The following is a 26,147-nucleotide window of genomic DNA, read 5'->3' as shown; positions in this document are numbered from 1 at the left end:
GTGGGTGCTCGCTGTTCCTGTCCGCGGGCGAGCCTATGCCCTTGGGCCGTCCAGCCCCGGCCGCCCGTGGGGCAGGTCGCTCACACCGCGTCCCGGGTCACGGGGCAGGTCATGCAGTGGGCCCCGCCCCGGCCCCGCACGAGCTCGACGCCGGGCGTCTCCAGGACCTCGATCCCGGCGCGGCGCAGCACGTCGTTGGCAGCCTGGTTGTGGGCGTAGCCGATGACCCGGCCGGGTGCCAGGGCGACGACGTTGCACGAGTCGCGGGCCAGCTCACGCAGCGCCTCAGCCTCGTCGGACATGTCCGGGCTGATGACGCGGAAGGAGCCGATCCCGGCAGCCCGGGCCAGGACCCGGTCCATCTCGCTGCCCTCGTGGACCGTGACCCGCAGCGAGGCGCGGCCGCGGTCCCTGTCCTTGGTCGAGCCGTGGCTGGCGCCTGGCTCGATCTCGACGGTCGTGACGTCCTTGAAGCCCTCGAAGCGCAGGTAGGTGTCCGGGGCGACCATGGTCATGAGGGTGTCCAGGTGCATGACCGCGTCCAGCTCGGTGTAGAAGGCCCGGTCCGGCATGTGCACACCGATGACCCGGTCCGCCACGCCGTCGTCAAAGAGCCTGGTGGCCAGGCGCTCCACCCCGGCAGCGCTGGAGCGGTGGGACAGGCCGACCACGAGGCTGCGGTTTCCCAGGACCTGGAGGTCTCCGCCCTCGACCGTGGCCATCGAGGCCCCGTGCTCCTCGCTCCACAGCAGACCACGGTCGGCGAACGCCGGGTGGTAGCGGTAGACAGCCTCGTAGTTGACCGCCTCACGCCGTCTGGGCGCCAGTGCCATGGTGTTGACGTGCTTGCCCCCGTAGAGCCAGGCCGAGGCGTCACGGGTAAAGAGGTGGTTGGGCAGCGGGGTGATGACGAACTGCCCCTCCAGGGTGGACAGGAAGGTCGTGTCGAACAGCGTGCGGGCGTCAGCAGGGCTGAGCCGCTCCCGCAGCTCGGCACGGGTGATGCCGGCCAGCAGCACCTCAGCGAGGTCGGCGTCCGGCAGGGACTGGAGGAAGTCGGTCAGGACCTGCGAGGTCGACACGCCCACGGTCTGGGGCCCCACCGTCTCCGTCAGGACGAGCTCACGGGCCTGGGGACAGGCCAGGGACTCGGTGAGCAGCTCGCGGAAGTCATGGACCAGCACACCCTCAGCCCGCAGGATCGCGGTCAGTGCGTCGTGCTCGGCCTGGGCCCGGTCGATGTTGAGGGCGTCATCGAAGAGCAGGGACGGCGCGTTGATCGGTGTCAGGCGCGCGATCTCGCGACCTGGGCGGTGGACGATCACCTCACGCAGCCGGCCGGTCTCGGAGTCGACCCTCCCGCCGCCCTCGCGTGCGGGCACGAGCGCCCGGTCCTGCCCGGACCGCGGGCCGCGGCTCGTCGCTGACCGGCCGACGCCGTCTACCAGGTCACTACCCCGTCCGGCGCCGTCCTGCCCCTGCGTGTCCTCGTGCTGCCCCATGCCCACAGGTTATCCGGCCAGGCCCCTGCGGGAGGACCTTTGGGCAGGCATGACCAGCAGGTGAGCCAGACCAGGCGCTGTCCTAGGCTGTGGCGCATGAGCAAGCCCCACCCCGTGCCTGCACGTGTGTCCGAGATCTTTGATCCCCTCCGCTGGCGCGAGGTGGAGGGATTTGCCCACGCCCACCACCCCGCCCCGGCCTCAGGTGAGGCTACCCGCTCTCAGGCGGGTGACGGCGTCGTGCTGACCGACGTGACCTACCACCGAGGCTGTGAGCGTGACGCCTCCGGCCGCTGGCTGCGGGACCTGCCGGTGGTGCGTGTGGCCATCGACCGCCCTGAGCTGCGCAACGCCTTCCGCCCCCACACTGTGGACGAGCTCTACCGAGTCCTTGACCACGCCCGCATGAGCGGGGACGTGGGCGCCGTCATCCTCACCGGTAACGGCCCTTCCCCCAAGGACGGAGGCTGGGGCTTCTGCTCGGGAGGGGACCAGCGTATCCGCGGCCGCGACGGCTACCACTACGAGACAGAGGCCTCCCCCCTCACCCCGTCAGCCCCCGGGCACGGCCATGGGACACCTGCCGATGCCCATGACGCCGCCGTCGCCGCCCGTCAGGCGCGCATGGATGCCGCTCGTGCTGGCCGCCTGCACATCCTGGAGGTCCAGCGCCTCATCCGCACCATGCCCAAGGTGGTCATCGCGGCCGTCTGCGGCTGGGCGGCGGGCGGCGGGCACTCCCTCAACGTCGTCGCCGACCTGTCGATCGCCTCACGCGAGCACGCACGCTTCAAGCAGACCGACGCCAACGTCGGGTCCTTTGACGCCGGCTACGGCTCGACGCTCCTGGCTCGCCAGGTCGGGGACAAGCGGGCACGGGAGATCTTCTTCCTCGCCCGCACCTATGACGCCGTCACCGCCGAGCGCTGGGGCGTGGTCAATGAGGTAGTGCCCCACGTGGACCTGGAGGACACGGCGCTGGAGTACGCAGCCACCGTGACCTCAAAGTCACCCCAGGCCATCCGGATGCTCAAGCTCGCCTTCAATCTTGCTGACGACGGCCTGGCCGGCCAGCAAGTCTTCGCCGGGGAGGCCACACGCCTTGCCTACATGACTGATGAAGCCGTGGAGGGCCGTGACGCCTTCCTCCAGCGCCGTGAACCAGACTGGTCCCCCTTCCCCTACTACTTCTGAGACGCCTACCACGTCTGAGCGCCCCCGCAGGGGCCGTGCGCCCGCCAGTGGGCGGCCCTGGTCCGCGACCCCACGCGCTCTGGGACTGGGGCTCAGGCGTCGGCTCCCTGCCCTCCGGCCGGCTGCGGATCAGGACGGCGAGTGGTCGTGCCATCCGCGTGAACATCGAAAGTGACCAGGGGTTGGCCGGTAGGCTGCTCGGAGCCACCGGCCGGCTCCTGGGTGATAAGGACCCTCTCTCCTTCCTCGGGCATGAGGTCCAGGAAGGTGAAGCCACTGCCGGCCTCGGGGTCGTAGAGGCCCAGGGAGGTCGTGATGCCACCTTTAACGAGCCAGGCCTGGAGGCTGTGGCCCTGGGCGGCCTCACGCATCTCCTCGGGCAGGCTCAGGGCCGTCATCCCCATGCGCTGCGACCAGGTCAGGGTCGCCACGTGCCCGTCAGGCATGGTGTCGGTGACGCGCCGGACGTCCTGGGCCTGGTTGAGGTGGGTGTAGTCGACCATGTCACCCATGTCTCCCATGGCTGAGCCGTGGCCGGTGCTCCAGCCCGCCGCATAGCCTGCGCAGGCCAGGACGACGGCAGCGGCCACCCTGACCGTGTGATGCAGCACCCTTCGACGGCGCAGCGGTACCACCGGGGCAAGGCGCTCAAGCCGTTCCTGCTCAGTCACGGCGACGCGGGCCATCAGGGAGGCCCGCAACGCCGGCGAGGGCTCCATCGGCTCCAGGGACGCCCCCAGCAAGCTGGCGGTCTCACTGTCGAGCAGACGCTCAACGTCGTCGTCCCATGCGCTCTCACCCTGGCGGTTGTCCCCGCGGTTGTGGCTTACCGTCATCATCCCTCCCCCAACAGATCACGCAGCTTGCTCATCCCGGACCTGATCCGGCTCTTGACCGTCCCCAGTGGAACGTCAGTGCGTCGTGCGATCTCACGGTGGGTGAGACCGGTGAAGTAGGCGAGCTCGAGGGTGGAGCGGTAGGGCTCCCCGAGGTCCACCAGGGCCTGACGCACCTCGTCGGCGATGAGCCGAGCCTCGACCTGCGCAACCGTCTGGTCGGTATCAGGAAGGTAGTCGTTCCAGGAGCCCTCACGGTCACGGGCAGCCTGGCTGGCCCGGACACGGTCGATGGCGCGGCGACGGGTGAGCGTGACGAGCCAGGCACGCGCGCTGCCCCGCTGGGGGTCAAAGGACCCGGCCCGTCTCCACACCTCCAGCATGACCTCCTGGAGGACCTCCTCGCCCTGTGCCCGGTCGACGACGATCCGCACTGCCAACGCGAGCAGACGCGGCGCCCAGGTGTCATACAGGGCGGCGAAGGCCTCCTGGTCACCGGCCGCGACGCGCAGGAGGAGGCCCTCGTCGTCAGGCACAGCGCCAGGCGGGGCGCCAGGGATCGTCGTAAGGTCCTCCACGCGTGGCATCGTAGCCGCATCAGCACCCCTACCCTCACCCAAAGGTGAAGGAGTAGAGCTCAAGTCCTGGCCCCACGCTCAGGTCGAGCACCCCTGAGGTGCCCTGCGCGGCCGAGATCAGCTCGATCCCATTGGGCGTCCCGGACACGTGCTCGGTGCGCGTCGTGCCGTTCTGGTCGACCCAGCTGAGGTCCCCCTCCCCGGAGACGACAAGGTAGACATGTGCTCCCCGCCACGACAGCCGCACTCGCGCCTGGGCACCGTCAGGGCTGATGGACTGCGTCCCCACCTTCCAGCGACCGTCCAGGGCGAAGGTGTCCGCCTTCTGGGAGGAGGGGAAGGTGTACTCCTCCACTCCTTCGCTCAGGCGTCCACCGGTGAAGCGATCAGCCCGCCAGGCACCGAGGTAGGTCTCCGGGGTGCGCTCGGGGCTGACTGCAGGGGCGTCGTCGGCCTCGGTGAAAATGGGCTCAGGCAGGCGGACCTGGGGGTCTGCCTCACGCAGGAGCTGCCGGATGAGGGCCTCGGTCTCACCCTCGCCCCCTTCCCCGTAGCGGACGGCACGGACAGTGCCGGTGGCGTCAGCAAGGTAGTGGGCAGGCCAGTAGTGGTTGTCGAAGCCCCGCCACGTGGTGAGCTCGGAGTCCACGGCGACGGGATAGGTGATTCCCAGGTCCTGCGAACCCTGGCGGACGTTGTCCACATCCTTCTCGAAGGCGTATTCGGGTGAGTGGACACCGATCACCTGCAGCCCGGCGTCACGGTAGGTGGTGTGCAGGCGCTCGATGCCGGGGATCGAGCGTTGGCAGTTGATGCACGAGTAGGCGTAGAAATCGACCAGGGTGACGGCGCTCGTGACCTGCTGGCGCGTCAGAGCCGCACCGTCAGGGGTGTTGAGCCAGGCGACGCCCTCGATGCTGGGAAGCGGGCCACAGTCTGCCGCCTGCGTGGCCCCAGGGCGGCACGAGGCAAGCGTGCCTGTGCCCGCAGCCTGGCGCTGGGCCCCGTGGAGCAGGCGGTCAGTGGTGGCCTGGAGCCGTGAGGTGTAGTCAGGAAGCGCCCGCTGGATGGCGGCAGGCGCCCCGGTGACGATGCCGACAGCCAGGGCGATCATGAGCACGCCGGCAGTCAGTCGCACCGCCTTCTGGTGCCCGCGAAATGCCTGGACTCGTTCCGTCACATGCCGGCCTGCCAGCGCGAAACCCAGGAGCGGGACGGCGGTGCCCAGCCCGAAGGACAGTGCCAGGGCGATGGTCCCGGCGCCCACGGTGCCGGTTGCTCCAGCCACCGAGACCGCGGCGAGGACGGGGCCCGCGCACGGGACGTAGGCGGCACCGAGGGCCAGGCCCAGCAGGAAGCCGTTGGTTTGCTTGGAGGCGCCCATGCGCTGGAAGCGGGCGAAGGGACGTTCAAGTACCTCCATGACCCGGGGCACGATCATGGCGATGCCGATGAGCACCAGGGCCAGGACGCCGGCCCACTGGATGAAGGTGGGAGGGAGGTGGAGCAGGCTCAGGAGCGTGGAGCCCACCAGGGTGAAGAAGGTGAAGGACAGGACCAGGCCGCCGACGACCAGGTAGGGATGCCAGCGCTCGGCCCAGGAGGGACGCGGACGCGGGCCGTCGTCGTCCTGCCGGGCACCCTGGGCCCCGCCGGCAACGAGGATGACGGGTAGGACGGGAAGGATGCACGGCGATATCCCGGTGATGAAGCCTCCGAGGAGACCGACGAGGACGAGGGTGAGCATGTGGGGCCTCCTGAGGTGGCGGCTCGTGCGGTTATTCACCCCTGGTTCGGAGACGAGGCGGAGGGTGGATGTCCTCCTAGGCATCAATAAAATATGGCGCACAACACACGGATGGCTGGCATCCGCACACCACCCGGCTCCGAACCACTCGTGACAGGCGCCCCAAGCGCACCCCACGACATCAGGAGCAACCCGATGCGTACCCGTACCACCCTCGCCGCCGCCCTCATTGCACTGTCCACCCTGGGAGTCGCCGCGTGCGGCTCCGACTCTCCCTCACAGATGAGCCCCGCCCCCTCAGAGTCGGCGATGTCCGACGACGCCATGGACGACAAGGAAATGTCCGACAAGGAGATGTCTGACAAGGAGATGTCTGACAAGGAGATGTCTGACGACGCGATGTCCGACAAGGAGATGTCCGACAAGGGCATGTCTGACGGCAAGTGAGCACACGGGGGCGTGGTCGGACCTCTCGAGGCGGCCACGCCCCCGCTGTCAATATGTCCAACGATTGACAGATCTCACGCTCTCACTGTCTGGTTCCCCACCCCGAGGCGTGCAACCATTCCAACCGACCCAAGGGCGTGCGCCCTCCGGGGCACTGGCGCCCTTCCACTCCCACCGTGTTGGAGGACCCCATGCCCACCTGGATCACCACGCTCCTCGGCTCCACCGAGCCCAGCCGCCGCCGGATTGGCGTCGCCACCTTGGTCGGCCTCATCGGCGGCGTCTTCTCCGCCATCGTCAAGTTCGGCTGGGAGGTCCCCTTCCCACCCCGCACCCCGGGGCCCCGCTCGGACACCAACCCTCCTCAGGCCATGCTGGAGTGGTTTGGCATGAGCCCGGAGACCTCGCACACGATGGTGACCTTCTCCAACAACCCCCTGCCGATCTACTCCTTCGTCGTCCACTTCAGCTTCGCGATCGTCTTCGGCCTCATCTACTGCATCGCCGCCGAGTACTTCCCGCGGGTCAAGATGTGGCAGGGCGCGGTCTTCGGCGTGGCCGTCTACGTCTTCGCCCACGTCGTCTTCATGCCGATCATGGGCTGGGCGCCCAACCCCTTCCCCTGGATCGAGGGCGCACAGACCTGGTCCGAGCACTTCTCTGAGCTCTTCGGGCACATCGTGTGGCTCTGGTCGATCGAGATCGTGCGCCGCGACCTGCGCAACCGCATCACCCATGAGCCCGACGCCGAGGTCCCGCTGGTGGAGACGACCCGCTGACCAGGCAGGTCCTGGCAGCGGCGCAGGCTTGACCGCGGGGCTGCCGCCAGGCCGAGCCCGCTCGCCACGGCACAGCACACGCGCTGGCGGGCTCAAGCCTCACAGCCAGTCCACCGCCGACCTGCTGCGGCGGCGTCCCCACTGGTCGAGGCGTGCTTCCAGCCCGTGGCGGCGTGCGTCAGTACCTGAGAGCGTGCCCTGCTGGTGGGGGCGTGGCCTAGGGACGTTCCAGGCCACGCCCCCACCGGCAGGGCACGCCGCGATGTTGTCAAAGTACGCCGCCACGGGTTGGAAGCGCTCCGTCCTCACTGGCTGCGCGCGGGGACCGGTCAGGAGGCAGCCACAACACTCAGGCGGCCGTCACCCCGATCAGCCCTAGCGCCATGACGACGCCGTAGGCCAGCTCATACAGGCCGGCGTCACGCAGGACAGGAATCAGAGCACGCCCCACGGCTCCGGCACGCACGGGCCCCGTCACCCGCCATGCGGCAAATCCCAGGGCCACCAGAGCAACCACCAGCACGAGGCCACCACGCCAGGGGGAGGCACTGCCACCCTCCTCTGTCCAGGCCCAGCTGAGCGCCACCACGCCAAGCAGGACCGGCAGCCCCACCATGAGGCTGAAGGCGTGGCGCGCACGGTCCTGCCCCAGACGCACCGCCAGGGTTCGCTTGCCGTGGAGCGGGTCCGTGGCGATGTCGCGCAGGTTGTTGACCATGAGCAGCGAGCACGCGATGAGACCGATGCCGCAGGCACACAGCCACAGCCAGCCGGGCACCACACCGCCCTGGACGTAGGTGGTACCGCAGGTAGCCACCAAGCCAAAGAAGATGAAGACAAAGACCTCTCCCAGCCCTGCGTATCCGTAAGGATGGGAGCCGCCGGTGTAGAACCAGGCCGCGGCCACCGCAGCCACCCCCACTGCCACCAGCCACCACTGGCCGGACAGCGTCAGCAGGACCAGGCCGAACAGGCCCGCCAAGGCGAAGCACCCGAAGGCGGCGTACTTCACCAGCTCGGGCCGAACCTGGCCCGAGGCGGTCAGGCGTGGCGGGCCGGTGCGGTCATCATCGGTACCGCGTACGCCGTCGGAGTAGTCATTGGCCAGGTTCGAGCCGATCTGGAGCGACAGGGCCACCCCCGCAGCCAGGAGCGTACGCGGCAGTGAGAAGGTGCCGCCGGCCCCGGCGGCACCGGCTCCCAGCACCACCGGCGCCAGTGCGGCAGGAAGGGTACGCAGCCGCACCACCTCGGCCCAGCTGGTGGCGCGAGGGCCATCAGCAGCTGGCGCGCTGGGACGCGATCCGGTTGAGGGAGCGGGGAGGTCGTGGGCGGACATGCTTCTCCTGTGATCTGTTCGGGCCACAGGAGCCTACCGCGCACCATGGGCCGCCCCATGGGCACGCGTCTGCCGGTCCGTGGGAGCCGTGATCGCCTGCGCACTCAGGTGTGTGGCGAGCACTGCGACCGCGCGCCTGTCCACCTTGCCCGGTCCCCGCTCAGGCAGCTCATCGACCAGCACAACCCTCTTGGGCGAGTGAGCGCCATCGAGCCTGGCGCGGGCAGCCTGCCGCAGCGCCTCCGGATCGACCACCGTGTGCTCGTGCGGGACCACCACAGCCACGACGACGGCTCCCCACCGCGCATCCGCGACCCCGACCACGCAGCACTGGGCCACCCCCGGCAGACCCGTCATGGCCTCCTCAACCACCCGGGGCTCCACCTTGACCCCGCCGGTGACGATCACGTCGTCCACACGCCCCAGCACCGTGAGCACACCACCATCCAGACGGCCCCGGTCCGAGGTCAGGAGCTCGACACCCCCATCAGGGCGACGCCGCAGGACAGATGATCCCTCCCAGCACGCCTCAGCCAGGACCGGACCAGCCAGGACGATCCGGCCCACGGAATCGACATCAGGGTCCTGGATCCGCACAGACACCCCGTCCAACGGCCTGCCGTCGTAGACACAGCCGCCTCCGGTCTCGCTCATTCCGTAGGTGCGGACCACCCTGAGGCCACGGGCCAGCGCCCGGCGGTACAGCACAGGGTCGGTGGCCGCCCCTCCTACCAGGACCGCGGAGGTGCGAGCCAGCAGGGCAGTCGCACGCGGGTTCTCCAGGCACCGCAGCAGCTGGGTGGGAACCAGCGAGGTGTAGACCGGTGTCCGTCCAGCCACCTGGAGAGCCTCCTCCAGGCCGTCCGCCAATGCCTGGGGGCGGAAGCCCTGGCGGGTGTCGACCACGCTGGGGGCGTGCCCGGACAGCGCCGATCGCACGAGTACCTGCAGCCCGGCGACGTGGTGGGCCGGCAGGGCCAGGACCCAGCAGCCTGGGCCTGCCAGGCGCGCATCGGTGGCCTGCGCTGAGGCTGCCAGCGCCGCGGCGCTCATCGCCACGATGCTGCCGTGCCCGCGGGTCGATCCTGAGGTACGCAGGAGCAGGTCGGCACGCGGCGGGACACCTCGCAGGATGCGGTTCAGGCGCCGGCGCAGGGCGTCCTTGTCCTCATCCGGCGCCACCGGCACGAGAAGGGGGGATGACGCAGGCTCCTGGGCCTGGGAGATCGTCACCGGGCCGGTCGCTGGCCCCACCACCGGGGCCGCCTGTGAGGCCTCTACCGTCTCCACGCCCGAGTCCGCCTGTGCACCCTCCGCCAGTCCCGGCTGCGAGCCCGCGACCGGCCCTGTCAACATCGCCAGGCGAGCAGCCAACGCCCGGTAGAGGGCAGCGACCTCTGCCGGACCGGTCCCGCCGGGCAGCAGCTCAAGGCGACGCTCGGCTAGCTGCGGCTCGTGTTGGGCGGCAGACATCAGGACACGGGTGGGGGCGCAGGAGGACAACGGATCGGGCACGGAACCAGCGTGGCACACCCTTCCATGCTCACGGGACACTCACCACACAGGCACAGGAGCCTGCCCGCCGTCGTTGAGCGCCATCGGCGCCCGGAGCACCCTGTCGCCAGGGCGCGCCTGAACACCCAGCCACCAGCGGCCCAGGGTCTACTAGGGTGGGGTTCTATGAAGGTGCTCCTCCCGCTCCTCGTACTGGCGCTGACCCTGTACGCCCTGATCGACTGCGCGCGCACCCCTGACGAGGACATGCCGGCGCGTATGCCCAAGATGCTGTGGATCATCCTGATCGTCATGGTCACGGTGGTCGGTCCAGTGGCCTGGATCATCGTCAGCCGGGTCAAGGCAGCTGAGGAACGTGGTGGCTACGTCGAGCCCACTGTCTGGTCCTCCAAGGAGGGCACCTCCTTCCGCCGTCCTCAACGTCCACGGCCGGCCGCCCCCGACGACGATCCAGAGTTCCTCCGCCGTCTGGACGATGACCTGCGTCGTCAGCGACACGGATCGGCAACCGGTCATGAGGATCAGGCAAGCCCTCAGGACAAGAGCGGGAACCCAGGCGAGGAGGACCCTCACGAGTCTGGCCAGGAGGGCACCACCCGTTGACGATCGCCGTCCCGGTCCAGACCGCACCGGCGTCGAGGTCCAGATCTCGCTGACCCGCCGTCCCGCGCGCAAGGAGCATGACCGCCCCGATCTCGGGGTTGGATGCACGAGACGATAGAGCGGTCAGGAACGCAGTGCGGGCGGCATGTAGCGCGGCCAGGCGCTAGTGTCGACGTCGTAGCCATAGGCGGCCGCGTGCAGGAACCAGTCACCGGGCAGCCAGGTGCGTCCCAGCACCTGGGGGTGGTCCGGCATGTAGCGAGCCGCCCACAGGATGAGCACGAGCTCGGCCCACTGCGCCCGCAGCTTCCACCGTGCTGAGCCCGAGGCGTTGGCGGCGGCCATGACGATCTCACCGGTGCCGGTGAGCTGCACCTCCTGGACGTCGCGGTAGGCAATGGGCATGATCCCCTCCCCCGTGCCCAGGTAGATCCCGTGGGTCGAGACCGTCAGGCGCGCGTCGGCCAGGTGCCGCCAGCGCTCGACGGCGTCAGCCTCGGCCGTCTTCTTGCGCCGGGAGTTGAGATAGGCCTGGCCACCGAAGAAGGCGGCCGTCAGCGCCAGCCCCACCGGTCCTCCGGCCAGGAAGAAGCCGCGGGAGGGGTTGTAGGTCGCGTCCCCACGGCGCCACATGAGCATCTCAGCGTCGCAGGTAGCCAGCATGATCTCGTCGGCGGCAAAGGCACGACGCACCGGGTCGATCACCGGGGAGACCGGGTTGGGCCGGCGCCCGGCGCACAGGGCAGTGAGCACGCCCGCGGTGTTCCACCACACGAAGTCCTGTCCGGTCCAGGGACGGCGCGGGGCGGGCCTGGGCTGCGCCGTCGGCCCGGAGGGGGCCTGAGGCTGCAGGCCGGAGGCGGAGGCCGGGACGACCTCGCCACGCGGCCCCTGCAGCGGGACCTCGGTCACGCCAGTGTCTCCTGACCGATCTTCGCCGCCGCTGCCGAGGCCCCGGGAACCATGTCCTCCGCCCTGCGCAGCAGGTCACCAGCCGGCTCCCAGTAGGACAGACCCACCAGCGTGGCGTCGTCAAAGGTCAGAGAGGTCAGCGAGGCCAGCGAGCACTGGCGGCGACGCGGGTCGTGGGCGAGCGGACGCCCCTCCAGCCACAGCCGCGTGGCCCACACGGGCAGCTGGTGCGAGACCAGCAGGGCCTCGTGGCCCTCGAAGCGGGTCCGCGCGTCGCGCACGGCCGCCACCATGCGGGCGACGAGCTCGGCGTAGGGCTCACCCCACGAGGGGCGCAGGGGGTTGAGGTAGTAGCGCCAGTGCTCGGGGCGGGCCAGGACCCACCGGTTGCGGTTGACGGCTACGCCCTCGAAGTGGTTGTCCGCCTCGATGAGGCGCTCGTCAGTGTCTGCCTGGAGCCCGAAGGCGGCGGCGGTAGGGGCCCCGGTCTCTACCGCGCGCTCCAGCGGGGAGGTGACGACACCGGCGACGTCGTGGCCGGCGGCAGACAGCACGTCGGCCACCTGGGCCGCCATCTCCTGCCCGAGGGTGGACAGGTGGTAGCCCGGCATCCGTCCGTACAGGACGCCTTCAGGGTTGTGGACCTCGCCGTGTCGCATGAGGTGGATCGTCGTGCGCGCCATAGCGCGATTGTCGCACGATCAGATCTCGGGAAAGGATCCGCAGACGGGACCTGAGTCCCCTATCCTGTGATCCATGACAACTCGCAGCGCTTGGGGCCTGGGCCTGGCCACCGTGACCGATGACGGACACACCCTCGATGTCTGGTACCCGAAGCCGGTCCTGGGTGAGGAGCCGGAGGACGGTGACGCCGACCTCCTGGAGCGCCTGACCGCGATGGAGGCCCGCGACGAGGCCCGTGGAGTGCACACCACCGTGGTGCGCACCTGGGCGGACCTGGACGACGCCCCTCAGACCGTGGCCGGCGCCTACCTGCGCCTGCACGTCCTGTCCCACCGCCTCGCCAGGCCCAACACGGTCAACCTGGACGGCATCTTCTCCCGCCTACCCTCGGTGGTGTGGACCTCGGCGGGCCCGTGCGCCGCGGAGGACTTCGAGACCACGCGGATGCGCCTGCGCGCCAGGCTCGGACACCCCGTCCAGGTCAACTCGGTGGACAAGTTCCCGCGGATGACCGACTACGTCCTGCCCTCAGGCGTGCGCATCGGCGACGCCGCCAAGGTCCGCCTGGGTGCCTACCTGGCGGAAGGCACCACCGTCATGCACGCCGGCTTCGTCAACTACAACGCCGGGACGCTGGGGCGCTCGATGGTCGAGGGCCGTATCTCCCAGGGCGTCGTCATCGGCGACGGCTCGGACGTGGGAGGAGGTGCCTCCACCATGGGCATCCTCTCGGGCGGGGGGCGCCAGCGCGTGGCACTGGGCGAGCGCTGTCTGCTGGGAGCCAACTCCGGTCTGGGTATCCCGCTGGGCGACGACTGCGTGGTGGAGGCCGGCCTGTACCTCACCGCCGGCACCAAGGTCTCCCTGCTGCCCTCGGGCGGTGTGGTCCCTGGCGCTCACGGCCTGTTCAAAGAGCCCCGCGTCATCTCCGCCCGCGAGCTGGCCGGAGCCTCCAACGTGCTCTTCCGCCGCAACTCCCAGTCCGGCGCCGTCGAGGCACTGGCGCGCGGCGGCAAGAGCATCGAGCTCAACCCGGAGCCGTACTCGCGTCGGTAGCAACACGGCAGGAGCGAGGCCGCACCTTCCTGACATGCAACCACCCACCCCACACTATGATTCTCACCACTATTTGAGTTGTCGCAGGAGGAACTATGCTCCGCCGCACGAGCGCTCTGCTCACGCTCCTGCTCAGCCTCACCCTGGCCGTCCCTCATGCCACAGTCGAGGCCGCCCCGCATCTGCCGTCCGCCTCCCCCGCGACCGCAAGGCCCTGCACCCTTCAGTCCGTCCCCGGACACCCCAGCACGCTGTCAGCAACCCACCTCCCACAGGAGGGTCTCTCACTTGCAGACCAGCCCCGCGTCTCACAACCTAGCGGAGGCTGCGGAGCCGGAGACCTCATCGCCGGATTCAGGGTTACCCAACATGCGCTCAACAGCATGGCCGCACGCTCAATCAGCGTCGCTCAGGTCAGAAACACCCTTACCACTGGAGCCCGCTACGCTGACCCCAAGCACGGAAGTACCGTCTACTACCGCAGCCCCGTTTCAGTCGCCACTAACAACGGCTGGATCACCACCGCCTACAAAGGCCGCCCGAGCGGCAGAATGATCGCATTGCCATGACCTGGCCGGACACTCAGTGCGTCACGTCCAGCAGATCAAGCGTGACCCTCGAGGTGGTGACGCACCCTGATCGCGGCCTCCTGGCCCCGTGCAGCGGCACCATATACGTCTGGAGCGATGGGCCTGCTGGGTACTGGGAGCACACGCTGGTGACACACATCGATCTCGTAGCCTCGTTCGTCTCCATCTTCGACACCTGGCCACGCACCGTCGCACGCTGGTCCCCGGACAAGCCCTTCGAGACCCTCACTGCCTACCCTCTCGAGGGCGGCTTCCAGATCAGTCTCGTCAGCACCCCCGAGGGACCGGTCGTGCTGGCGGGCCTCGACGACGCCCGCCAGGCACTCACCCCGCTCACCACGGTGCCCGTCACCCAGGACGAGATCGAGCACTTCGTCGCGGACCTGCACGCGACACTTGGGGGCACCACGCTGTTCGCCCGGCTCGGGCAAACCCATCCGTCAGCAGACCTCGTCCGATCCTGCCGCGCCCTCTCGGTGGCTCCCAACGCCCTGACCGCCTACGTGTCGGGACTGCCGGTCAGCATCGCGGCAGATCTGAGCATGTCCGGGGTGGTCGGGCTCGCCACCGGGCTCAGGGCCCTGGTTGACGAGCCGTTGCCTGCAGGGAACACGCGCGTGCTGTTGGACCGGGCAGGCGTACGCATTCAGGTCCGGGCCTGTGAGCCGGAGGAGTCGCCTCTTCCCCGCACGCCGACGCAGCCACTCCTCCAGTTCTGCGTCGACTCCGTGCCGCCGGGCGCCTCGCCCGTGCCGTTGTGGCGGTTCTGGGCCCGACCGTGCGAGGTGGCACGGTCAGCACGATCCTGGCGCCTACGGCCAGCAGGTGCGGACGACGAGCCGCCACCGCACGTGACCCTGTGGTCCGCCGCCATGCTGTCGCCTCACTGACCCCCTGGGGCCTTATTCGCGCCTCACCGGACGCAGATCCTACCCGCGTCACGGTCCGTGCCCCGTATCCTGGCACCACAACTGGCACCCGCGTGATCGCGGCCGTGGCGTGGGATCGCAGCACACAGGAACGATCACAACCGTCTACCGCGGCGGACCAAGCGGGCGAATGATCGCCTTTCTGATGCACGGAACAGGATGACCGCCATGACCCACACCCCCTACATCCAGCTCGTCATCGTCACCCACCCTACGTCAGAATCCAACCTCTCCACCGGCCTCATCCACATCGAGGCCGACGGACCGTCCGGGCGCTGGAGCCACACGCTGTCAACCGACTTCGCCACCTCCTTCGTCGCCACCCTTGACTCCTGGCCTCAGGTTGCGGCCAGCTGGTCACCGCAGGCGGCCTTCGAGACGAGGACCGCCTGCCCGCTGGAGGGCCAACTCCACCTGTGCCTGGCAAGCACGAGCACCGGCCCCGTCGTTCTCGCGGCACCACACCACGGGGAGCGCGCCGTCACCCCTGTCACCGCCGTGCCAGCCGCCCAGGACGAGATCGAGCGCTTTGTCACCGACATGCACGCGATGACTGAGGGCACCGGCCTGTTCGCCAGGCTCGGGAGGCGGGAACCACCCTCGGCGCTGACAGTCGCCCGCCCGGCTGTGGAACTGACGACCACCGGAGTGAATGCCTACCTTCCCGGCCAGTCGAGAAGCCTCAGCACCCGCCTCACCCTCGATGAACTGAGCCAGGCGGCACAAGCCCTGTCCACACTCGCCCAGGATCCTGCCCCGCCGGGGACCACACACGTCCTGCTGGAGCATCAGGGCCTGCGAGTCTCAGTCCTGGCCTGCGAGGGAGACCAGAGCCCTCTGCCCCTGGAGCGGGACGAGACAGTATTCCGTATCAGCGTGGACACCCTCCTGCCCTACCCGACCCCGCTGTGGCATGTGTGGTCCCGCCGAGCCGAGCTCGCACGCTCAGCCACCTCTTTCATTCGCGGTACAGAAAGCCCTAGCGCCCCGAAGGGACCGCGGCTGACCCTATGGGCGTCAGTCCAGGAGTAGGACCCGCCCACCGTGTACCGACCACGACCTCAGGCGGGACGACGGCGCAGCTGACTCCGCCGTCGTCCCGCCAGCGCTGTACTCGCGACCGACCCGACCCAAGACCGCACACGCGAACCCGGGCCCAGGAGCCCCTAGACGCGCGTGACCCGGTCCAGGCTGGGCACGCCGTCACGGAAGGCCGGGTACTCCTTGGCCTCGCGCTCGCGGCGGTGCATGGCGACGTAGTGCCGTTCCACCTCACCGGTGTACACCTGGCGCGGGCGGCCGATGCGCTTGGCCGGGTCGGAGATCATCTCGCGATACTGCGCGATCCAGCCCGGCAAGCGTCCCAGCGCGAACAGCGGGGTGAACATCTTGGTCGGGAAGCCCATGGCCTGGTAGATGAGCCCGGTGTAGAAGTCGACGTTGGGGTAGAGCTTGCGAGAGACGAAGTAGTCGTCACTCAGAGCGACCTCCTCCAGCTCCATGGCGATCTCCAGCTTGCGGTCGCCCTCGCCCGAGCTGAGGCGGGACAGGACATCATGGGCCGCCTCCTTGACCAGGGCCGCGCGCGGGTCGTAGTTCTTGTAGACGCGGTGGCCGAAGCCCATGAGCCGGACCCCGTCCTCCTTGTCCTTGACCTTGCGTACGAACTCAGCCGTGGTCATCCCCTCGCGCTGGATCATGTCCAGCATGCGCAGCACGGCCTCGTTGGCCCCGCCGTGCAGGGGCCCGGACAGGGCTCCGACGCCGGCTGCCACCGAGGCGTACATGTTGGCGTCAGCCGAGCCCACCAGGCGCACGGTCGAGGTGGAGCAGTTCTGCTCGTGGTCGGCGTGGAGGATGAGCAGCATGTCCAGGGCGCGCACCACGGCAGGGTCGATCTCGTAGGACTGGTAGGGCATGCCGAAGGTCATGTGGAGGAAGTCGTCGACGTAGCCGCGCTTGGGGTCAGGGTAGAGCAGCGGCAGGCCGATGGCACGCCGGGCGATGTAGGAGACCATCGTGGGCATCTTGCTCAGCAGCAGCACCGTCGCGAGCTCGCGCTCGTAGGGGTCGTGCGGATTGAGCGTGTCCTCGTAGTAGGTGGCCAGGCCCGAGATCCCCGCCTGCAGGATCGCCATGGGGTGACCGGAGGAGGGGAAGGAGGTGAAGAAGGAGCGGAAGTCCTCGTGCAGGAGACGGTGGCGGGAGATCCGCCGCTCGAAGCGCTCGTAGGTCTCGGCGTCGGGCAGCTCACCGTTGATGAGCAGGTAGGCCACCTCCAGGAAGGTCGAGGACTTGGCCAGCTCGTCGATCGGGTAGCCACGGTAGCGCAGGATGCCGGCACCGCCGTCGATGTAGGTGATGTCTGAGGTGCACGAGGCCGTGTTGGTAAAGCCCGGATCCAGGGTCACCAGACCGGTCGACCCCAGGAGCCTGCCGACCTCCAGGCCGTCAGAGCCCTCCGTCGCGTGGACACGGGGCAGCTCCAGGCTCGTGTCCTCCACGGTGAGGACGCCCGGGCCGTCAGCCTCGGACAGGTCGACGGCGGAGCCGGTAGCGGGGGCGTTCTGCTCAGTCATGATGACTCCTTGCGGACGGTGGCGGAGGATCTATCCGGCCCCAGCTCCGCCGAATGACACGCGTTGGGGCCTAGGTCCTGTTCCGTAGGCCACTTTAGTGGCTTCACGACGACGGCGGGGCACGAGTCCGCTCCCCGTTCCTCGCCACCCCTTCCCGTTCCTCGCCACCCCTTCCCGTTCCCCGCCCCCCCCAACATGACGCATCTTGAGGTGGCGATAGTGGGCAAGGGGTAGCGACAGCGAGAAGGGGAGGAGCAGCTAGCGCCGGAACAGGTCCGTGGCACGCAGCCGCTGGCAGGCGGCTGCCACACGCTCGTCGGTGTCCGTCAGGCTCATGCGGACCCGGCCGGCTCCCGCCTCACCGTAGAAGTCACCGGGGGCGACGACGATGCCCAGCTGCGCGAAGGCGCCGACCAGGTCGAAGGCACTCATCGAGTCAGGCCCCGACAGCCACAGGTAGAGACCGGCGACCGACGCCGGGTCGTTGACCAGCCCTGCTGCCGCGGTGGCCTCCACGAGGGCCTCACGTCGGGCACGGTAGGTCTCGCGCTGGGCCTCGACGTGCGCGTCGTCGTCGAGCACGGCCGTCATCGCGGCCTGGACCGGCGCCGGCACGAGCAGCCCGGAGTGCTTCCGGATCTCGGTAACCGCGCTGACGAGGACGGGGTCACCAGCGAGGAAGGCGGCACGGTAGCCCGCGAGGTTGGACTGCTTGGAGGTGGAGTAGAGGGTGAGCAGCCCGCCCAGGTCCAGGCTGCCGTCCGGGCGCAGCCCCGTAACCTGAGGATCCAGCAGGCTGGGGACCGACTGGCTGGCCCACGGCTCCTCCCAGGCCAGCTCGGCGTAGCACTCGTCCGAGGCGACGACGGCGCCGCACTCACGCGCCCAGGTCACGATCCGCGCCAGCTGCTCAGCTGACAGGACGTGTCCGTCAGGATTGCCAGGACTGTTGAGCCACACGAGCGCGACGCGCCCGGCCTCGCCGTCGGACGGCTCCGGAAGCCGCCAGGTGGCCGGGTCAGCGTCGGTGTCCACCGGGACCGGGGTCGCTCCGGCCAGGCGGGCCCCGACGTCGTAGGTCGGGTAGGCGGCGCGCGGGTGGAGCACGAGGTCGCCGGGCCGTACACCCAGCTGCAGCGGGAGGAGGGCCACGCTCTCCTTGGAGCCGATGGTGGGGATGACGGCGTCGCGGGGCAGCCCCTGGACTCCTCGCCGTCGCCCCATCCAGCCGATGATCGCCTCACGTACCTGCCCTGTGCCGACGGCGGTCGGGTATCCCGGCGCGTCAGAGGCGGCTGCCAGCGCCTGGCGGGCAAGCTCAGGCGTCGGGTCCACCGGCGTACCGACAGCAAGGTCGACGACGCCGCCCGGGTGCTCTGCCGCACGGGCGCGGTAGGGCGCCAGGCAGTCCCAGGGGAAGTCCGGCAGGGCGAGAGGGCGAGGCAGGAGCCGGGGCACGTCTGGCACGGGGACCTCAGTCATGCCGCGATCCTGCCACAGGAACTCGCTGCCGGCACCAACGGCCCGCGCGTCAGTCCAGCCCGTGCTCGGCCCGGTAGTCCTCGTTCTGAGGAGGAAGCGCAGCGATCATCGGGTCGTCGTAGGGCAGGGCGCCGGTCTTCTGGGCGCCACCGGGCGAGCCGAGGTCCTTGAGGGAGAAGAAGTCGATGTTGGCACGGGTGTAGTCGCTCCACTCCTCGGGGACGTCGTCCTCGTAGAAGATCGCCTCGGTGGGGCACACCGGCTCACAGGCGCCGCAGTCCACGCACTCGTCGGCGTTGATGTAGAGGCTTCGCTCTCCCTCGTAGATGCAGTCGACGGGGCACTCGTCGACGCAGGCGCGGTCCTTGACGTCGACGCATGGCTGGGCGATCACGTAAGTCATCAGGCAGTGTCCTTCGTGTCCTTCTCCGGTGGAGCGCCCGCGCGGCGGGCGTGGCTGGGGCCAGTATCAACCTCCGAGCGCTCCAGCCCCAAGCGCCTGACGTCCTGGCGGTCAGGCCCCGGTCCGAAACGCGGCTCGCGAAGCAGGTATTTCGCAAGCCTTGGCTCGCCGATCTACTCGCAGGCCCTCGGGCCCGCGCTCACAGGCGGTTACTCCCCCTCGTCGCCAGTCTCGGCCGGCTCAGCCGGCTCGGGCGCGGAGCACACGAGCGCGTTGTCCGCCTGGTAGGAGGTGGCCAGCACGTCGTCGGCCGGCGAGTCCCCCTCAGGTGCCTTGCGGCTGCGCGTGACCGTGATGTCGAAGCCCGCCTGCCCGCCGCCGTAGGGCTCGCAGCCGGCAGCGGTGGAGTGGATCACCTGCACCGGGCGGATGCTGCTCTTGTCCGAGGGGGTGATCGACACCGTGTAGTAGGGGGTCGACCACAGGCGCACGTGCACCTGTCCGTCCGCGGCCCAGGCCTGGACCAGCGCCGCGTAGGGGGTGGAGTTCCTCCACCTCAGGTCCAGGTGCCCCGACCAGAGCGTCGCCTCACGGCCTGCCGGGTACCGGGTGAACCACACCGAGTGCGGGTGGTGCTCGACGTCGTCCATGCCTGCCTCAAAGGCTGCGTTGAAGACGGTCGTCGTGACCTGGGACAGTCCCCCGCCCATGGCGTTGGAGTGCACACCACCGGACAGGACGCCGGAGGAGGTGAAGCCGTGCTCGGCGTCAATGGGGCCCAGCGCCTCGGACAGCGAGAAGGTCTCACCCGGACGCACGAGCACGCCGTTGATCTTCGCGGTCCCGGTCACCAGGTTCTGGGTGCGTACCGGGTCGTAGTAGTAGGGCGTCGCGTACTCACCGACGACCTGGACGACTCCCAGGTCCGCCTCGGACTCGGCGTGGGCCGCAGCAGCCTCGGTCAGTGGCAGGGGCACGGTGCGCGCAGCCGCGTCCTTGCCTGTCGTCCCCGCCTTGAGCAGCGACTCGGCCAGCGCCTCGGAGTCGACGGCGGTGCCCGGCTTCGCGGGCACAAAGCCGGGCGTGCCGGCGGGGGACCCCTCGATCGTGAAGGAGGAGTCCTGGGCAGCGGTCTGGATGCCGGCCCCCATCGCGGCGACCACGGCCTCGTGCAGGCCGGTCGCGTCCAAGGCCGCCTGGATCTTCCCCTCCGCGCTGGTGACTGCGGTCAGGGCCACCGTCTGGTCAGGAGTCAGGACGAGGTCACCAGAGGCCGCCTGCTGCGCGGCGGTACCGGCCGCCGTGACGGTGAGGCTCTCCGAGAGCAGCGGCGTGAGGACGTCGTCGATCAGCGCCTGCGCCTCGGCGTCGGTGACGGCCGGCTCGGTCTGGCCACCGACCAGGGCGACGCTCTTGCGCCCCACCGGCCACCCTGAGGAGAGCCTGGCCACCGAGGCCTCGACGTCCAGACCGGTTCCGGCGACCGCCGCAGTGAGCACCGGCGTCGTGCCGTCAAAGGAGACTGTGGCGTTCTTCGTGCCTGAGGAGAGCGTCTCCAGACGCGCCTCCAGCGCCTGGCGCAGGGCCTGGGTGTCGACAGGTGCCACCGCGGCGACCTGCGCACCACGCAGCCGCTCAGCAAGCGTGACCGGGTTGAGCGTGAATCCCGTCAGCCGGCGCACGGAGGCCTCTGCGTCCAGGCGGACACCCGACTCGGCCGGGACGAGCTGGTCGCTCGCCTCGCCTGCCGTCACCGTCACCGGCTCGGCCAGCCGTGGCGTCAGGGCCTCCTCGACGGCGCTGCGCGCCTGAGCGGGGCTCATCCCGCCGACGGCGGCTCCCGAGATGCTGGAGGAGCCGAAGAGGTGCTGGGTCGTCGCCACCGCCACCCCTCCCCATCCCAGAAGGAGAAGGACGCACAAGCCGACGCCCAGGACCAGCGGACGACGACGCCACGGGCTGCTGGCGCCTCCGGCCTCACCGGACGGTCCGGCCTCAGCCGCTGCCGGGTCCTCACCCGAGAGCACGGCCTCGTCAGGCTCGGCCGCGTCCTCAGGCGTCACGGCCTCAGCCAGCGAGGCAGCCTCAGCCAGAGTCGGTACGTCGGCCGGGGTCGTCACGCCGTCAGGAGCCGCCGCAGGCGGCTTAGCGTCGCTCATACAGTCCTCCTGGAAGCGGGTCCCGGTCGTCGTCGGAAAAGGGATCAGGCCTGGCCGCGACGGCGGCGTGCGGCCTCCTTGAAACGTTCCTGAGAGTCCAGGATCACCTTACGGATACGCACGGCCTCAGGCGTGACCTCGACGCACTCGTCCTCGGCGGCGAACTCCAGCGCCTCCTCCAGGGTGAGGTGGCGCGGAGGCACGAGGCCCTCGAAGGAGTCGGCTGTGGAGGAGCGCATGTTGGTCTGCTGCTTCTCACGCACGACGTTGACGTCCATGTCCTCGTTGCGGGGGTTCTCGCCCACGACCTGGCCCTCGTAGGTCTCCTGCGTGGGCTCGACGAAGAAGGTTCCCCGGTCCTGCAGGCGGATGAGCGCGTAGGCCGTGACCGCGCCCGCGCGGTCAGAGACCAGCGAGCCGGTGGTACGCGAGACGATCTGGCCGGCCCAGGGCTCGTAGCCCTCGGCGATGGAGGAGGCGATGCCGGTGCCACGAGTCTCCGTGAGGAACTGGGTACGCAGGCCGATCGTGCCACGGGCCGGGATGAGGAACTCCATGCGGATCCAGCCGGTGCCGTGGTTGGTCATGGTCTCCATACGACCCTTGCGGGCGGCCATCAGCTGGGTGACCGCGCCGAGGTACTCCTCAGGAACGTCGATCGTCATGCGCTCGACCGGCTCGCACCTGACGCCGTCGATCGTCCGGGTGACGACCCTGGGCTTGCCCACCGTCAGCTCGAAGCCCTCACGGCGCATCTGCTCCACGAGGATGGCCAGGGCCAGCTCGCCACGGCCCTGGACCTCCCAGGCGTCAGGCCGGTCGGTGGGCAGGACGCGCAGGGAGACGTTGCCGATGAGCTCACGGTCCAGGCGGTCCTTGACCTGGCGGGCGGTGACCTTGGCGCCCTTGGTGCGCCCCGCCATCGGAGAGGTGTTGATCCCGATGGTCATGGAGATCGCCGGGTCGTCCACCTTGATCAGCGGCAGCGGGCGCGGGTCGTCGGGGTCCACGAGGGACTCACCGATGGTGATGTCCTCGATACCGGCGATCGCGACGATGTCACCGGCGTGAGCCTCGGTGGCGGGCTTGCGCTCCAGGCCCTCGGTCACCAGCAGCTCAGAGACGTGGGCGGAGCGGATCGTGCCGTCGTGGCGCGCCCAGCCCACGTTCTGCCCCTTGCGCAGGGTGCCGTTGTGGATACGCAGCAGCGCCAGACGCCCCAGGAAGGGCGAGGCGTCCAGGTTGGTCACGTGCGCCTGCAGAGGGGCGTCCTCGTCGTAGGAGGGGCCGGGGATGCGGTCGATGATCGTGCGGAAGAGAGGCTCGAGGTTCTCGTTGGCCGGCAGGTCGCCGTCGGCCGGCTGGACCGTGTCCGCGCGGCGCGCCTTGGCCGAGGCGTAGATGACGGGGACGTCGAGGACGGCGTCGAGGTCGATGTCCGGGTGCTCGTCAGCCAGGTCGGAGGCCAGCGCCAGGAGGAGGTCGGTTGTCTCGGAGACGACCTCCGAGATACGCGAGTCAGGGCGGTCGACCTTGTTGACGACGATGATGACCGGGAGGCTCGCGGCCAGCGCCTTGCGCAGGACGAAACGAGTCTGGGGCAGCGGGCCCTCCGAGGCGTCCACGAGGAGGACGACGCCGTCGACCATGGACAGGCCGCGCTCGACCTCACCGCCGAAGTCGGCGTGGCCGGGAGTGTCGATGACGTTGATGACGATGCCCTCGGGGACACCCGCGTCCACCGCAGCCGGGCCTGCGTAGTGGACAGCCGTGTTCTTGGCCAGGATCGTGATGCCCTTCTCACGCTCCAGCTCCCCAGAGTCCATGACGCGCTCACCGGTGTTCTCCGTGGTAGCACGAGCGCCAAAGGCACCTGCCTCCCACAGCATCGCGTCAACGAGGGTCGTCTTGCCGTGGTCGACGTGGGCGACGATGGCGACGTTGCGCAGGTCCTGGCGCACGGTCATAAGCGGGCTCTTCTTCCGTCCGGGAGGCGCGCCCATCGGACAGGACGACGACGGAGGGCCTCCGCCGGCGCCGGGCGCACAGCAGGCCAAGGGTAGGAGAGCCGGGCCACCGCGCGCCATGACGGGGGTGACACGCTGACTGTGCGGCCTCTCACGAACGAGCCCTGTCACAGGCGACCCGGCGCTGCCGCGAGCCAGTCGCCCTGCGGGGCTACAGGAACGAGGCGCACACGAGCACGGCACCGACCACGGCCGCGACCACCGGCACGACGTTGAGCGAGCTGGTCACCGCCTGACGACCCTGCCCACGAGCCGGTTCCGGCACCGCACGCTGGCGCTCGTCCGTCCCAGACCGACCCGCCTGCGCCGCCTGCTGCGGGAGGGCGTCCTGGTCGCGGCGCGCCAGCCGCTGCTGGCGGCCGCGCTCATGCGCCCGCACGCGCTCATGAACCGCCCACCGCTCGGCGTAGGCCTCAATAAGGTTGCCAGCACCATCCGCGTCAAGGCTGGTGCGAAATCGTCCCTGTCCGGGACTCAGGTACTCCTCCCGTACTCCCCGGTGTGACAGCGCCTCAGACACCGTGCTGCCACCCGCGGTGCGCCCGGTGCTCATCTCTCGCTCACGCAGCTCCTGCCGGCGTCGCCAGGAGGTCCCCAGCCCTCCGGAGCGCTGGGCCGCGGCAGCGGTGACCCCGCGCCCGTCACGCAGCCTGACCACCAGGGACCAGCGCGTGGAGCACCCGACGACCTGGCCCCAGGCGACATCGTGCGTCCTCCAGGCGTTACGGATCCGCAGACGCTCGTCGGTCAGGACGATCTCGGGAGCCCACCACAGGGCCCAGACGGCGAGCCCGGCCAGCGTCCCCCAGCCTAGCAACGGGATCAGGCCCGCAACGCCGTCGGAGCGCAGGACCGTCATGATGACGACGAGGCCGCCTGCCGCAAGGAGGACGCAGCCGACGCGGCCGAGCAGGGAGCGGATGATGACGGTAGGCACCTGCTCATCCTGCCCTGGCCTCGCCGATGTCGCGAGCCTGCCGCACCGGCCGGGCACGACTGCGGCCCCGCACCGTCGGGTGCGGGGCCGCAGTCAACGACTCAGATCGTGAGCCAGAAGGGTCAGTCCTTCATGTAGCCGATGTTCTCGGGGCGGTAGGAGGCCAGGCCCTGGGCACCGAAGTTCGCCAGCTTCTTGGGCACAGCGGTCAGCTCCTGACGCTCGTACATCGGGAAGTTCATGACGTTCTCCCAGATGAGCGCGTCCACCTCGTTGGTGAGCCTGACGCGCTCGGCGTGGTCAGCAGTCGTCGCGACCTTGGTGATGTACTCGTCGATCTCAGGGACCGAGATGCCCGAGTAGTTCTGGCCCGAGCCGGTGCCGTAGATCTGGCCGATGTTGGCCATCGGGTACTGGGTGCCCTGCCAGGTGAAGGCCGTGATCTCGAAGTTGCCCTTGTTGATGTAGTCCTTGAAGTAGCCGTTGGAGTCAACCGGGTTGAGCTTGATCTCGATACCGGCCTCCTTGACCTGAGACTGCAGGAGGGTGGCCTCGTTCTCGGTCGTGGGCACGCCAGCAGGCATCGTGAAGGAGATCGACAGACGCTGGCCGTCCTTCTCACGGATACCGTCACTGCCCTCGGTCCAGCCGGCGTCCTCAAGCAGCTTCTTGGCGGCCTCGACGTCGTAGGTCCAGTCCTTGGAGTTGTCCTGGTAGCCGTCCTGGTTGGGCATGAAGAAGCGGTTACCGAGCAGCAGCTTCTCAGTGTCCACGGGCAGGCCCGTCAGGTCCGAGGCAGCGATCGCCTGGCGGTCGCAGGCGCGCAGCAGGGCCTGGCGCACGGCCTTGTCGGCCAGGACGCCGGTGGAGCCGTTGAGCGTGAAGTGACGCCACTGCAGACCGTAGTTCTGGCGGACCTCGGCGTCCTCGCGGCCGATGCACTGCTGGTAGACGTCAGCGGAGATGATGTAGTCGATGACGTCCAGGTTCTTGTTGGCGAAGGCCGTGGCCTCGGCGGAGGGGTCCAGGACTCGGAAGGTGACCTTCTCCAGCAGCGGCTTGTCGCCCCACCACTTGTCGTTGGGGACGAGGGTGACGACCTGCTGGGACTTGTCGAAGCCCTCGATCTTGAAAGGTCCGGCGAAGTAGTCGTTGTTGAAGTTGTCCTCGCCCGCCATGGCGTCGTTGAAGGCCTCAGCGGTGGACATGAGCTCCTTGGGAGCGAAGCCGGAGAGCAGGTTCGTCCAGTCGGGGAAGACAGACTTGAACGTGATCTTGGCCGAGCGCTCGTCGACGATCTCGACGTTCTCCACCTGGTCGAAGCCGTCGGTGGAGGCCCAGCTGTAGGCCTCGTCGGTGCCGTGGATGAGGGACTCGCGGATGTCCTCGGAGTCCATCGCGCGACCGTTACCCCACACGGCCTTCTCGTTGAGCTCGACGGTAGCGACGGTCTTGCCGTCAACCTCCTCGGCCTCGTACTTGGTCAGGAAGTTCGGGTTGGGCGAGGGCGTGCCGTCGTCGGCCCACTCGATGAAGTAGGGCGAGACGAAGTTCATGATGTTACGGGAGTCGACACCGTTACCGTCGACGGTCGCCTGGTTCCAGTTGGCGATGGTGGCGGTCAGCGCCATCTTGAGCTCGCCACCCTCCTGCAGCGCCGAGCGCTCCTGGGTGTTGACAGCCTTGGCACCCTCCTGGGCACCTCCGGAGGCGGACGCGGAGCCGGAGTCGCTGGACTTGGCGCAGGCCGCGAGGGCAGCCATGGCGGCCACGGAGGCGGTGCCACCGAGGAAGAGACGGCGGTTGATCATCATCATGGGGATCTCCGTTTCGAAGGACGGGTGGGAAG

The 26,147-nt window shown here is 69.3% G+C and carries 22 protein-coding genes; 7 read left to right on the top strand and 15 right to left on the bottom strand.

The window, feature by feature from the left end; genetic code table 11:
* Positions 1 to 80 precede the first annotated feature (80 nt).
* Positions 81 to 1,502 carry an arginine deiminase gene (locus HRL51_RS01525; protein ID WP_244960203.1) on the bottom strand — a complete coding sequence of 474 codons (1,422 nt, stop codon included), beginning with the start codon at positions 1,500 to 1,502 and terminating at the stop codon, positions 81 to 83.
* Between the two features lie 96 nt (positions 1,503 to 1,598).
* Between HRL51_RS01525 and HRL51_RS01520 the strand changes: the two genes are divergently transcribed.
* The gene (locus tag HRL51_RS01520) at positions 1,599 to 2,696 is read left to right on the top strand and encodes a 1,4-dihydroxy-2-naphthoyl-CoA synthase (RefSeq protein WP_172192167.1); all 1,098 of its coding nucleotides are present in this window, start codon (positions 1,599 to 1,601) and stop codon (positions 2,694 to 2,696) included.
* Between the two features lie 92 nt (positions 2,697 to 2,788).
* Here HRL51_RS01520 and HRL51_RS01515 read toward each other — a convergent pair whose 3' ends face one another.
* Genes HRL51_RS01515 through HRL51_RS01505 form a run of 3 tightly spaced genes read right to left on the bottom strand, consistent with a single transcriptional unit; the run spans position 2,789 to position 5,857 of the window.
* Positions 2,789 to 3,532: an anti-sigma factor gene (locus HRL51_RS01515; RefSeq protein ID WP_244960202.1), complete on the bottom strand. Its 744-nt coding sequence runs from the start codon at positions 3,530 to 3,532 to the stop codon at positions 2,789 to 2,791.
* The gene (locus tag HRL51_RS01510; RefSeq protein ID WP_425321747.1) at positions 3,532 to 4,092 is read right to left on the bottom strand and encodes a sigma-70 family RNA polymerase sigma factor; all 561 of its coding nucleotides are present in this window, start codon (positions 4,090 to 4,092) and stop codon (positions 3,532 to 3,534) included. Before HRL51_RS01510 ends, HRL51_RS01515 begins: the two co-directional genes overlap by 1 nt.
* Before the next feature lie 52 nt (positions 4,093 to 4,144).
* Positions 4,145 to 5,857, bottom strand: coding sequence for a cytochrome c biogenesis protein CcdA (locus HRL51_RS01505; RefSeq protein ID WP_172192161.1), 1,713 nt, complete (start codon positions 5,855 to 5,857; stop codon positions 4,145 to 4,147).
* A 195-nt stretch (positions 5,858 to 6,052) separates the two neighbouring features.
* On the opposite strand from HRL51_RS01505, the gene HRL51_RS01500 reads away from it, so the two are divergent.
* Complete coding sequence (locus HRL51_RS01500; protein ID WP_172192159.1) at positions 6,053 to 6,304, top strand: hypothetical protein; 252 nt, start codon at positions 6,053 to 6,055, stop codon at positions 6,302 to 6,304.
* 191 nt (positions 6,305 to 6,495) lie between these two features.
* The gene (locus tag HRL51_RS01495) at positions 6,496 to 7,083 is read left to right on the top strand and encodes a YagU family protein (protein WP_172192157.1); all 588 of its coding nucleotides are present in this window, start codon (positions 6,496 to 6,498) and stop codon (positions 7,081 to 7,083) included.
* 349 nt (positions 7,084 to 7,432) lie between these two features.
* Here the strand turns inward: HRL51_RS01495 and HRL51_RS01490 are convergent, their stop codons facing one another.
* Positions 7,433 to 8,422: a 1,4-dihydroxy-2-naphthoate polyprenyltransferase gene (locus HRL51_RS01490; RefSeq protein WP_172119870.1), complete on the bottom strand. Its 990-nt coding sequence runs from the start codon at positions 8,420 to 8,422 to the stop codon at positions 7,433 to 7,435.
* A gap of 33 nt (positions 8,423 to 8,455) precedes the next feature.
* Positions 8,456 to 9,937 carry an AMP-binding enzyme gene (locus HRL51_RS01485; RefSeq protein WP_244960200.1) on the bottom strand — a complete coding sequence of 494 codons (1,482 nt, stop codon included), beginning with the start codon at positions 9,935 to 9,937 and terminating at the stop codon, positions 8,456 to 8,458.
* A 165-nt stretch (positions 9,938 to 10,102) separates the two neighbouring features.
* Between HRL51_RS01485 and HRL51_RS01480 the strand changes: the two genes are divergently transcribed.
* Complete coding sequence (locus HRL51_RS01480) at positions 10,103 to 10,540, top strand: PLD nuclease N-terminal domain-containing protein (RefSeq protein ID WP_172119871.1); 438 nt, start codon at positions 10,103 to 10,105, stop codon at positions 10,538 to 10,540.
* 123 nt (positions 10,541 to 10,663) lie between these two features.
* On the opposite strand, the gene HRL51_RS01475 is transcribed toward HRL51_RS01480, so the two are convergent.
* Both HRL51_RS01475 and HRL51_RS01470 read right to left on the bottom strand, forming a co-directional pair.
* Complete coding sequence (locus HRL51_RS01475; RefSeq protein WP_244960199.1) at positions 10,664 to 11,452, bottom strand: hypothetical protein; 789 nt, start codon at positions 11,450 to 11,452, stop codon at positions 10,664 to 10,666.
* Positions 11,449 to 12,135: a histidine phosphatase family protein gene (locus tag HRL51_RS01470; protein ID WP_172119872.1), complete on the bottom strand. Its 687-nt coding sequence runs from the start codon at positions 12,133 to 12,135 to the stop codon at positions 11,449 to 11,451. The genes HRL51_RS01475 and HRL51_RS01470 overlap by 4 nt, the downstream gene beginning before the upstream one ends.
* A 73-nt stretch (positions 12,136 to 12,208) precedes the next feature.
* Here HRL51_RS01470 and dapD point away from each other — a divergent pair, with 73 nt between their 5' ends.
* The 3 genes from dapD (at position 12,209) to HRL51_RS01455 (ending at position 15,743) form a co-directional block, all read left to right on the top strand.
* Positions 12,209 to 13,192 (top strand): 2,3,4,5-tetrahydropyridine-2,6-dicarboxylate N-succinyltransferase, encoded by a 984-nt coding sequence (dapD, locus tag HRL51_RS01465; protein WP_172192155.1) that lies wholly within the window; start codon positions 12,209 to 12,211, stop codon positions 13,190 to 13,192.
* 718 nt (positions 13,193 to 13,910) lie between these two features.
* Positions 13,911 to 14,672 carry a hypothetical protein gene (locus HRL51_RS01460; RefSeq protein ID WP_172192153.1) on the top strand — a complete coding sequence of 254 codons (762 nt, stop codon included), beginning with the start codon at positions 13,911 to 13,913 and terminating at the stop codon, positions 14,670 to 14,672.
* 207 nt (positions 14,673 to 14,879) lie between these two features.
* On the top strand, positions 14,880 to 15,743 hold the full coding sequence (locus tag HRL51_RS01455) for a hypothetical protein (protein ID WP_172192151.1): 864 nt from the start codon (positions 14,880 to 14,882) through the stop codon (positions 15,741 to 15,743).
* A 134-nt stretch (positions 15,744 to 15,877) separates the two neighbouring features.
* Here HRL51_RS01455 and HRL51_RS01450 read toward each other — a convergent pair whose 3' ends face one another.
* The 7 genes from HRL51_RS01450 to HRL51_RS01420 form a co-directional block, all read right to left on the bottom strand.
* Positions 15,878 to 17,290 carry a citrate synthase gene (locus HRL51_RS01450; protein ID WP_172192149.1) on the bottom strand — a complete coding sequence of 471 codons (1,413 nt, stop codon included), beginning with the start codon at positions 17,288 to 17,290 and terminating at the stop codon, positions 15,878 to 15,880.
* Between the two features lie 258 nt (positions 17,291 to 17,548).
* Positions 17,549 to 18,772: a succinyldiaminopimelate transaminase gene (dapC, locus tag HRL51_RS01445; protein ID WP_172192147.1), complete on the bottom strand. Its 1,224-nt coding sequence runs from the start codon at positions 18,770 to 18,772 to the stop codon at positions 17,549 to 17,551.
* A 49-nt stretch (positions 18,773 to 18,821) separates the two neighbouring features.
* On the bottom strand, positions 18,822 to 19,175 hold the full coding sequence (gene fdxA, locus HRL51_RS01440) for a ferredoxin (protein WP_172119878.1): 354 nt from the start codon (positions 19,173 to 19,175) through the stop codon (positions 18,822 to 18,824).
* Positions 19,176 to 19,384: 209 nt separating this feature from the next.
* The gene (locus HRL51_RS01435; RefSeq protein WP_172192145.1) at positions 19,385 to 21,334 is read right to left on the bottom strand and encodes a VanW family protein; all 1,950 of its coding nucleotides are present in this window, start codon (positions 21,332 to 21,334) and stop codon (positions 19,385 to 19,387) included.
* A 44-nt stretch (positions 21,335 to 21,378) separates the two neighbouring features.
* Complete coding sequence (gene typA / locus HRL51_RS01430) at positions 21,379 to 23,301, bottom strand: translational GTPase TypA (RefSeq protein WP_172192143.1); 1,923 nt, start codon at positions 23,299 to 23,301, stop codon at positions 21,379 to 21,381.
* A gap of 211 nt (positions 23,302 to 23,512) precedes the next feature.
* The gene (locus HRL51_RS01425) at positions 23,513 to 24,298 is read right to left on the bottom strand and encodes a hypothetical protein (protein ID WP_172192141.1); all 786 of its coding nucleotides are present in this window, start codon (positions 24,296 to 24,298) and stop codon (positions 23,513 to 23,515) included.
* A 122-nt stretch (positions 24,299 to 24,420) separates the two neighbouring features.
* Entirely contained in the window at positions 24,421 to 26,115 is a 1,695-nt protein-coding gene (locus HRL51_RS01420; protein WP_244960198.1) for an ABC transporter family substrate-binding protein, read from the bottom strand.
* Positions 26,116 to 26,147: the final 32 nt, after the last annotated feature.

It is taken from the genome of Actinomyces faecalis, assembly GCF_013184985.2.
Lineage (GTDB): Bacteria > Actinomycetota > Actinomycetes > Actinomycetales > Actinomycetaceae > Actinomyces > Actinomyces faecalis.
The sequence above is the reverse complement of the archived record's forward strand: the minus strand, read 5'-3'. Positions and strand labels throughout refer to the sequence as shown.

Coding starts and splice junctions, on each gene's coding strand:
- HRL51_RS01435 (WP_172192145.1), bottom strand. CDS start 21,334: ATGAGCGACGCTAAGCCGCCTGCGGCGGCTCCTGACGGCGTGACGACC.
- dapD (WP_172192155.1), top strand. CDS start 12,209: ATGACAACTCGCAGCGCTTGGGGCCTGGGCCTGGCCACCGTGACCGAT.
- HRL51_RS01500 (WP_172192159.1), top strand. CDS start 6,053: ATGCGTACCCGTACCACCCTCGCCGCCGCCCTCATTGCACTGTCCACC.
- HRL51_RS01455 (WP_172192151.1), top strand. CDS start 14,880: ATGACCCACACCCCCTACATCCAGCTCGTCATCGTCACCCACCCTACG.
- HRL51_RS01505 (WP_172192161.1), bottom strand. CDS start 5,857: ATGCTCACCCTCGTCCTCGTCGGTCTCCTCGGAGGCTTCATCACCGGG.
- HRL51_RS01490 (WP_172119870.1), bottom strand. CDS start 8,422: ATGTCCGCCCACGACCTCCCCGCTCCCTCAACCGGATCGCGTCCCAGC.
- HRL51_RS01420 (WP_244960198.1), bottom strand. CDS start 26,115: ATGATGATGATCAACCGCCGTCTCTTCCTCGGTGGCACCGCCTCCGTG.
- HRL51_RS01525 (WP_244960203.1), bottom strand. CDS start 1,502: ATGGGGCAGCACGAGGACACGCAGGGGCAGGACGGCGCCGGACGGGGT.
- typA (WP_172192143.1), bottom strand. CDS start 23,301: ATGACCGTGCGCCAGGACCTGCGCAACGTCGCCATCGTCGCCCACGTC.
- fdxA (WP_172119878.1), bottom strand. CDS start 19,175: ATGACTTACGTGATCGCCCAGCCATGCGTCGACGTCAAGGACCGCGCC.
- HRL51_RS01480 (WP_172119871.1), top strand. CDS start 10,103: ATGAAGGTGCTCCTCCCGCTCCTCGTACTGGCGCTGACCCTGTACGCC.
- HRL51_RS01450 (WP_172192149.1), bottom strand. CDS start 17,290: ATGACTGAGCAGAACGCCCCCGCTACCGGCTCCGCCGTCGACCTGTCC.
- HRL51_RS01520 (WP_172192167.1), top strand. CDS start 1,599: ATGAGCAAGCCCCACCCCGTGCCTGCACGTGTGTCCGAGATCTTTGAT.
- HRL51_RS01495 (WP_172192157.1), top strand. CDS start 6,496: ATGCCCACCTGGATCACCACGCTCCTCGGCTCCACCGAGCCCAGCCGC.
- dapC (WP_172192147.1), bottom strand. CDS start 18,772: ATGACTGAGGTCCCCGTGCCAGACGTGCCCCGGCTCCTGCCTCGCCCT.
- HRL51_RS01470 (WP_172119872.1), bottom strand. CDS start 12,135: ATGGCGCGCACGACGATCCACCTCATGCGACACGGCGAGGTCCACAAC.
- HRL51_RS01515 (WP_244960202.1), bottom strand. CDS start 3,532: ATGACGGTAAGCCACAACCGCGGGGACAACCGCCAGGGTGAGAGCGCA.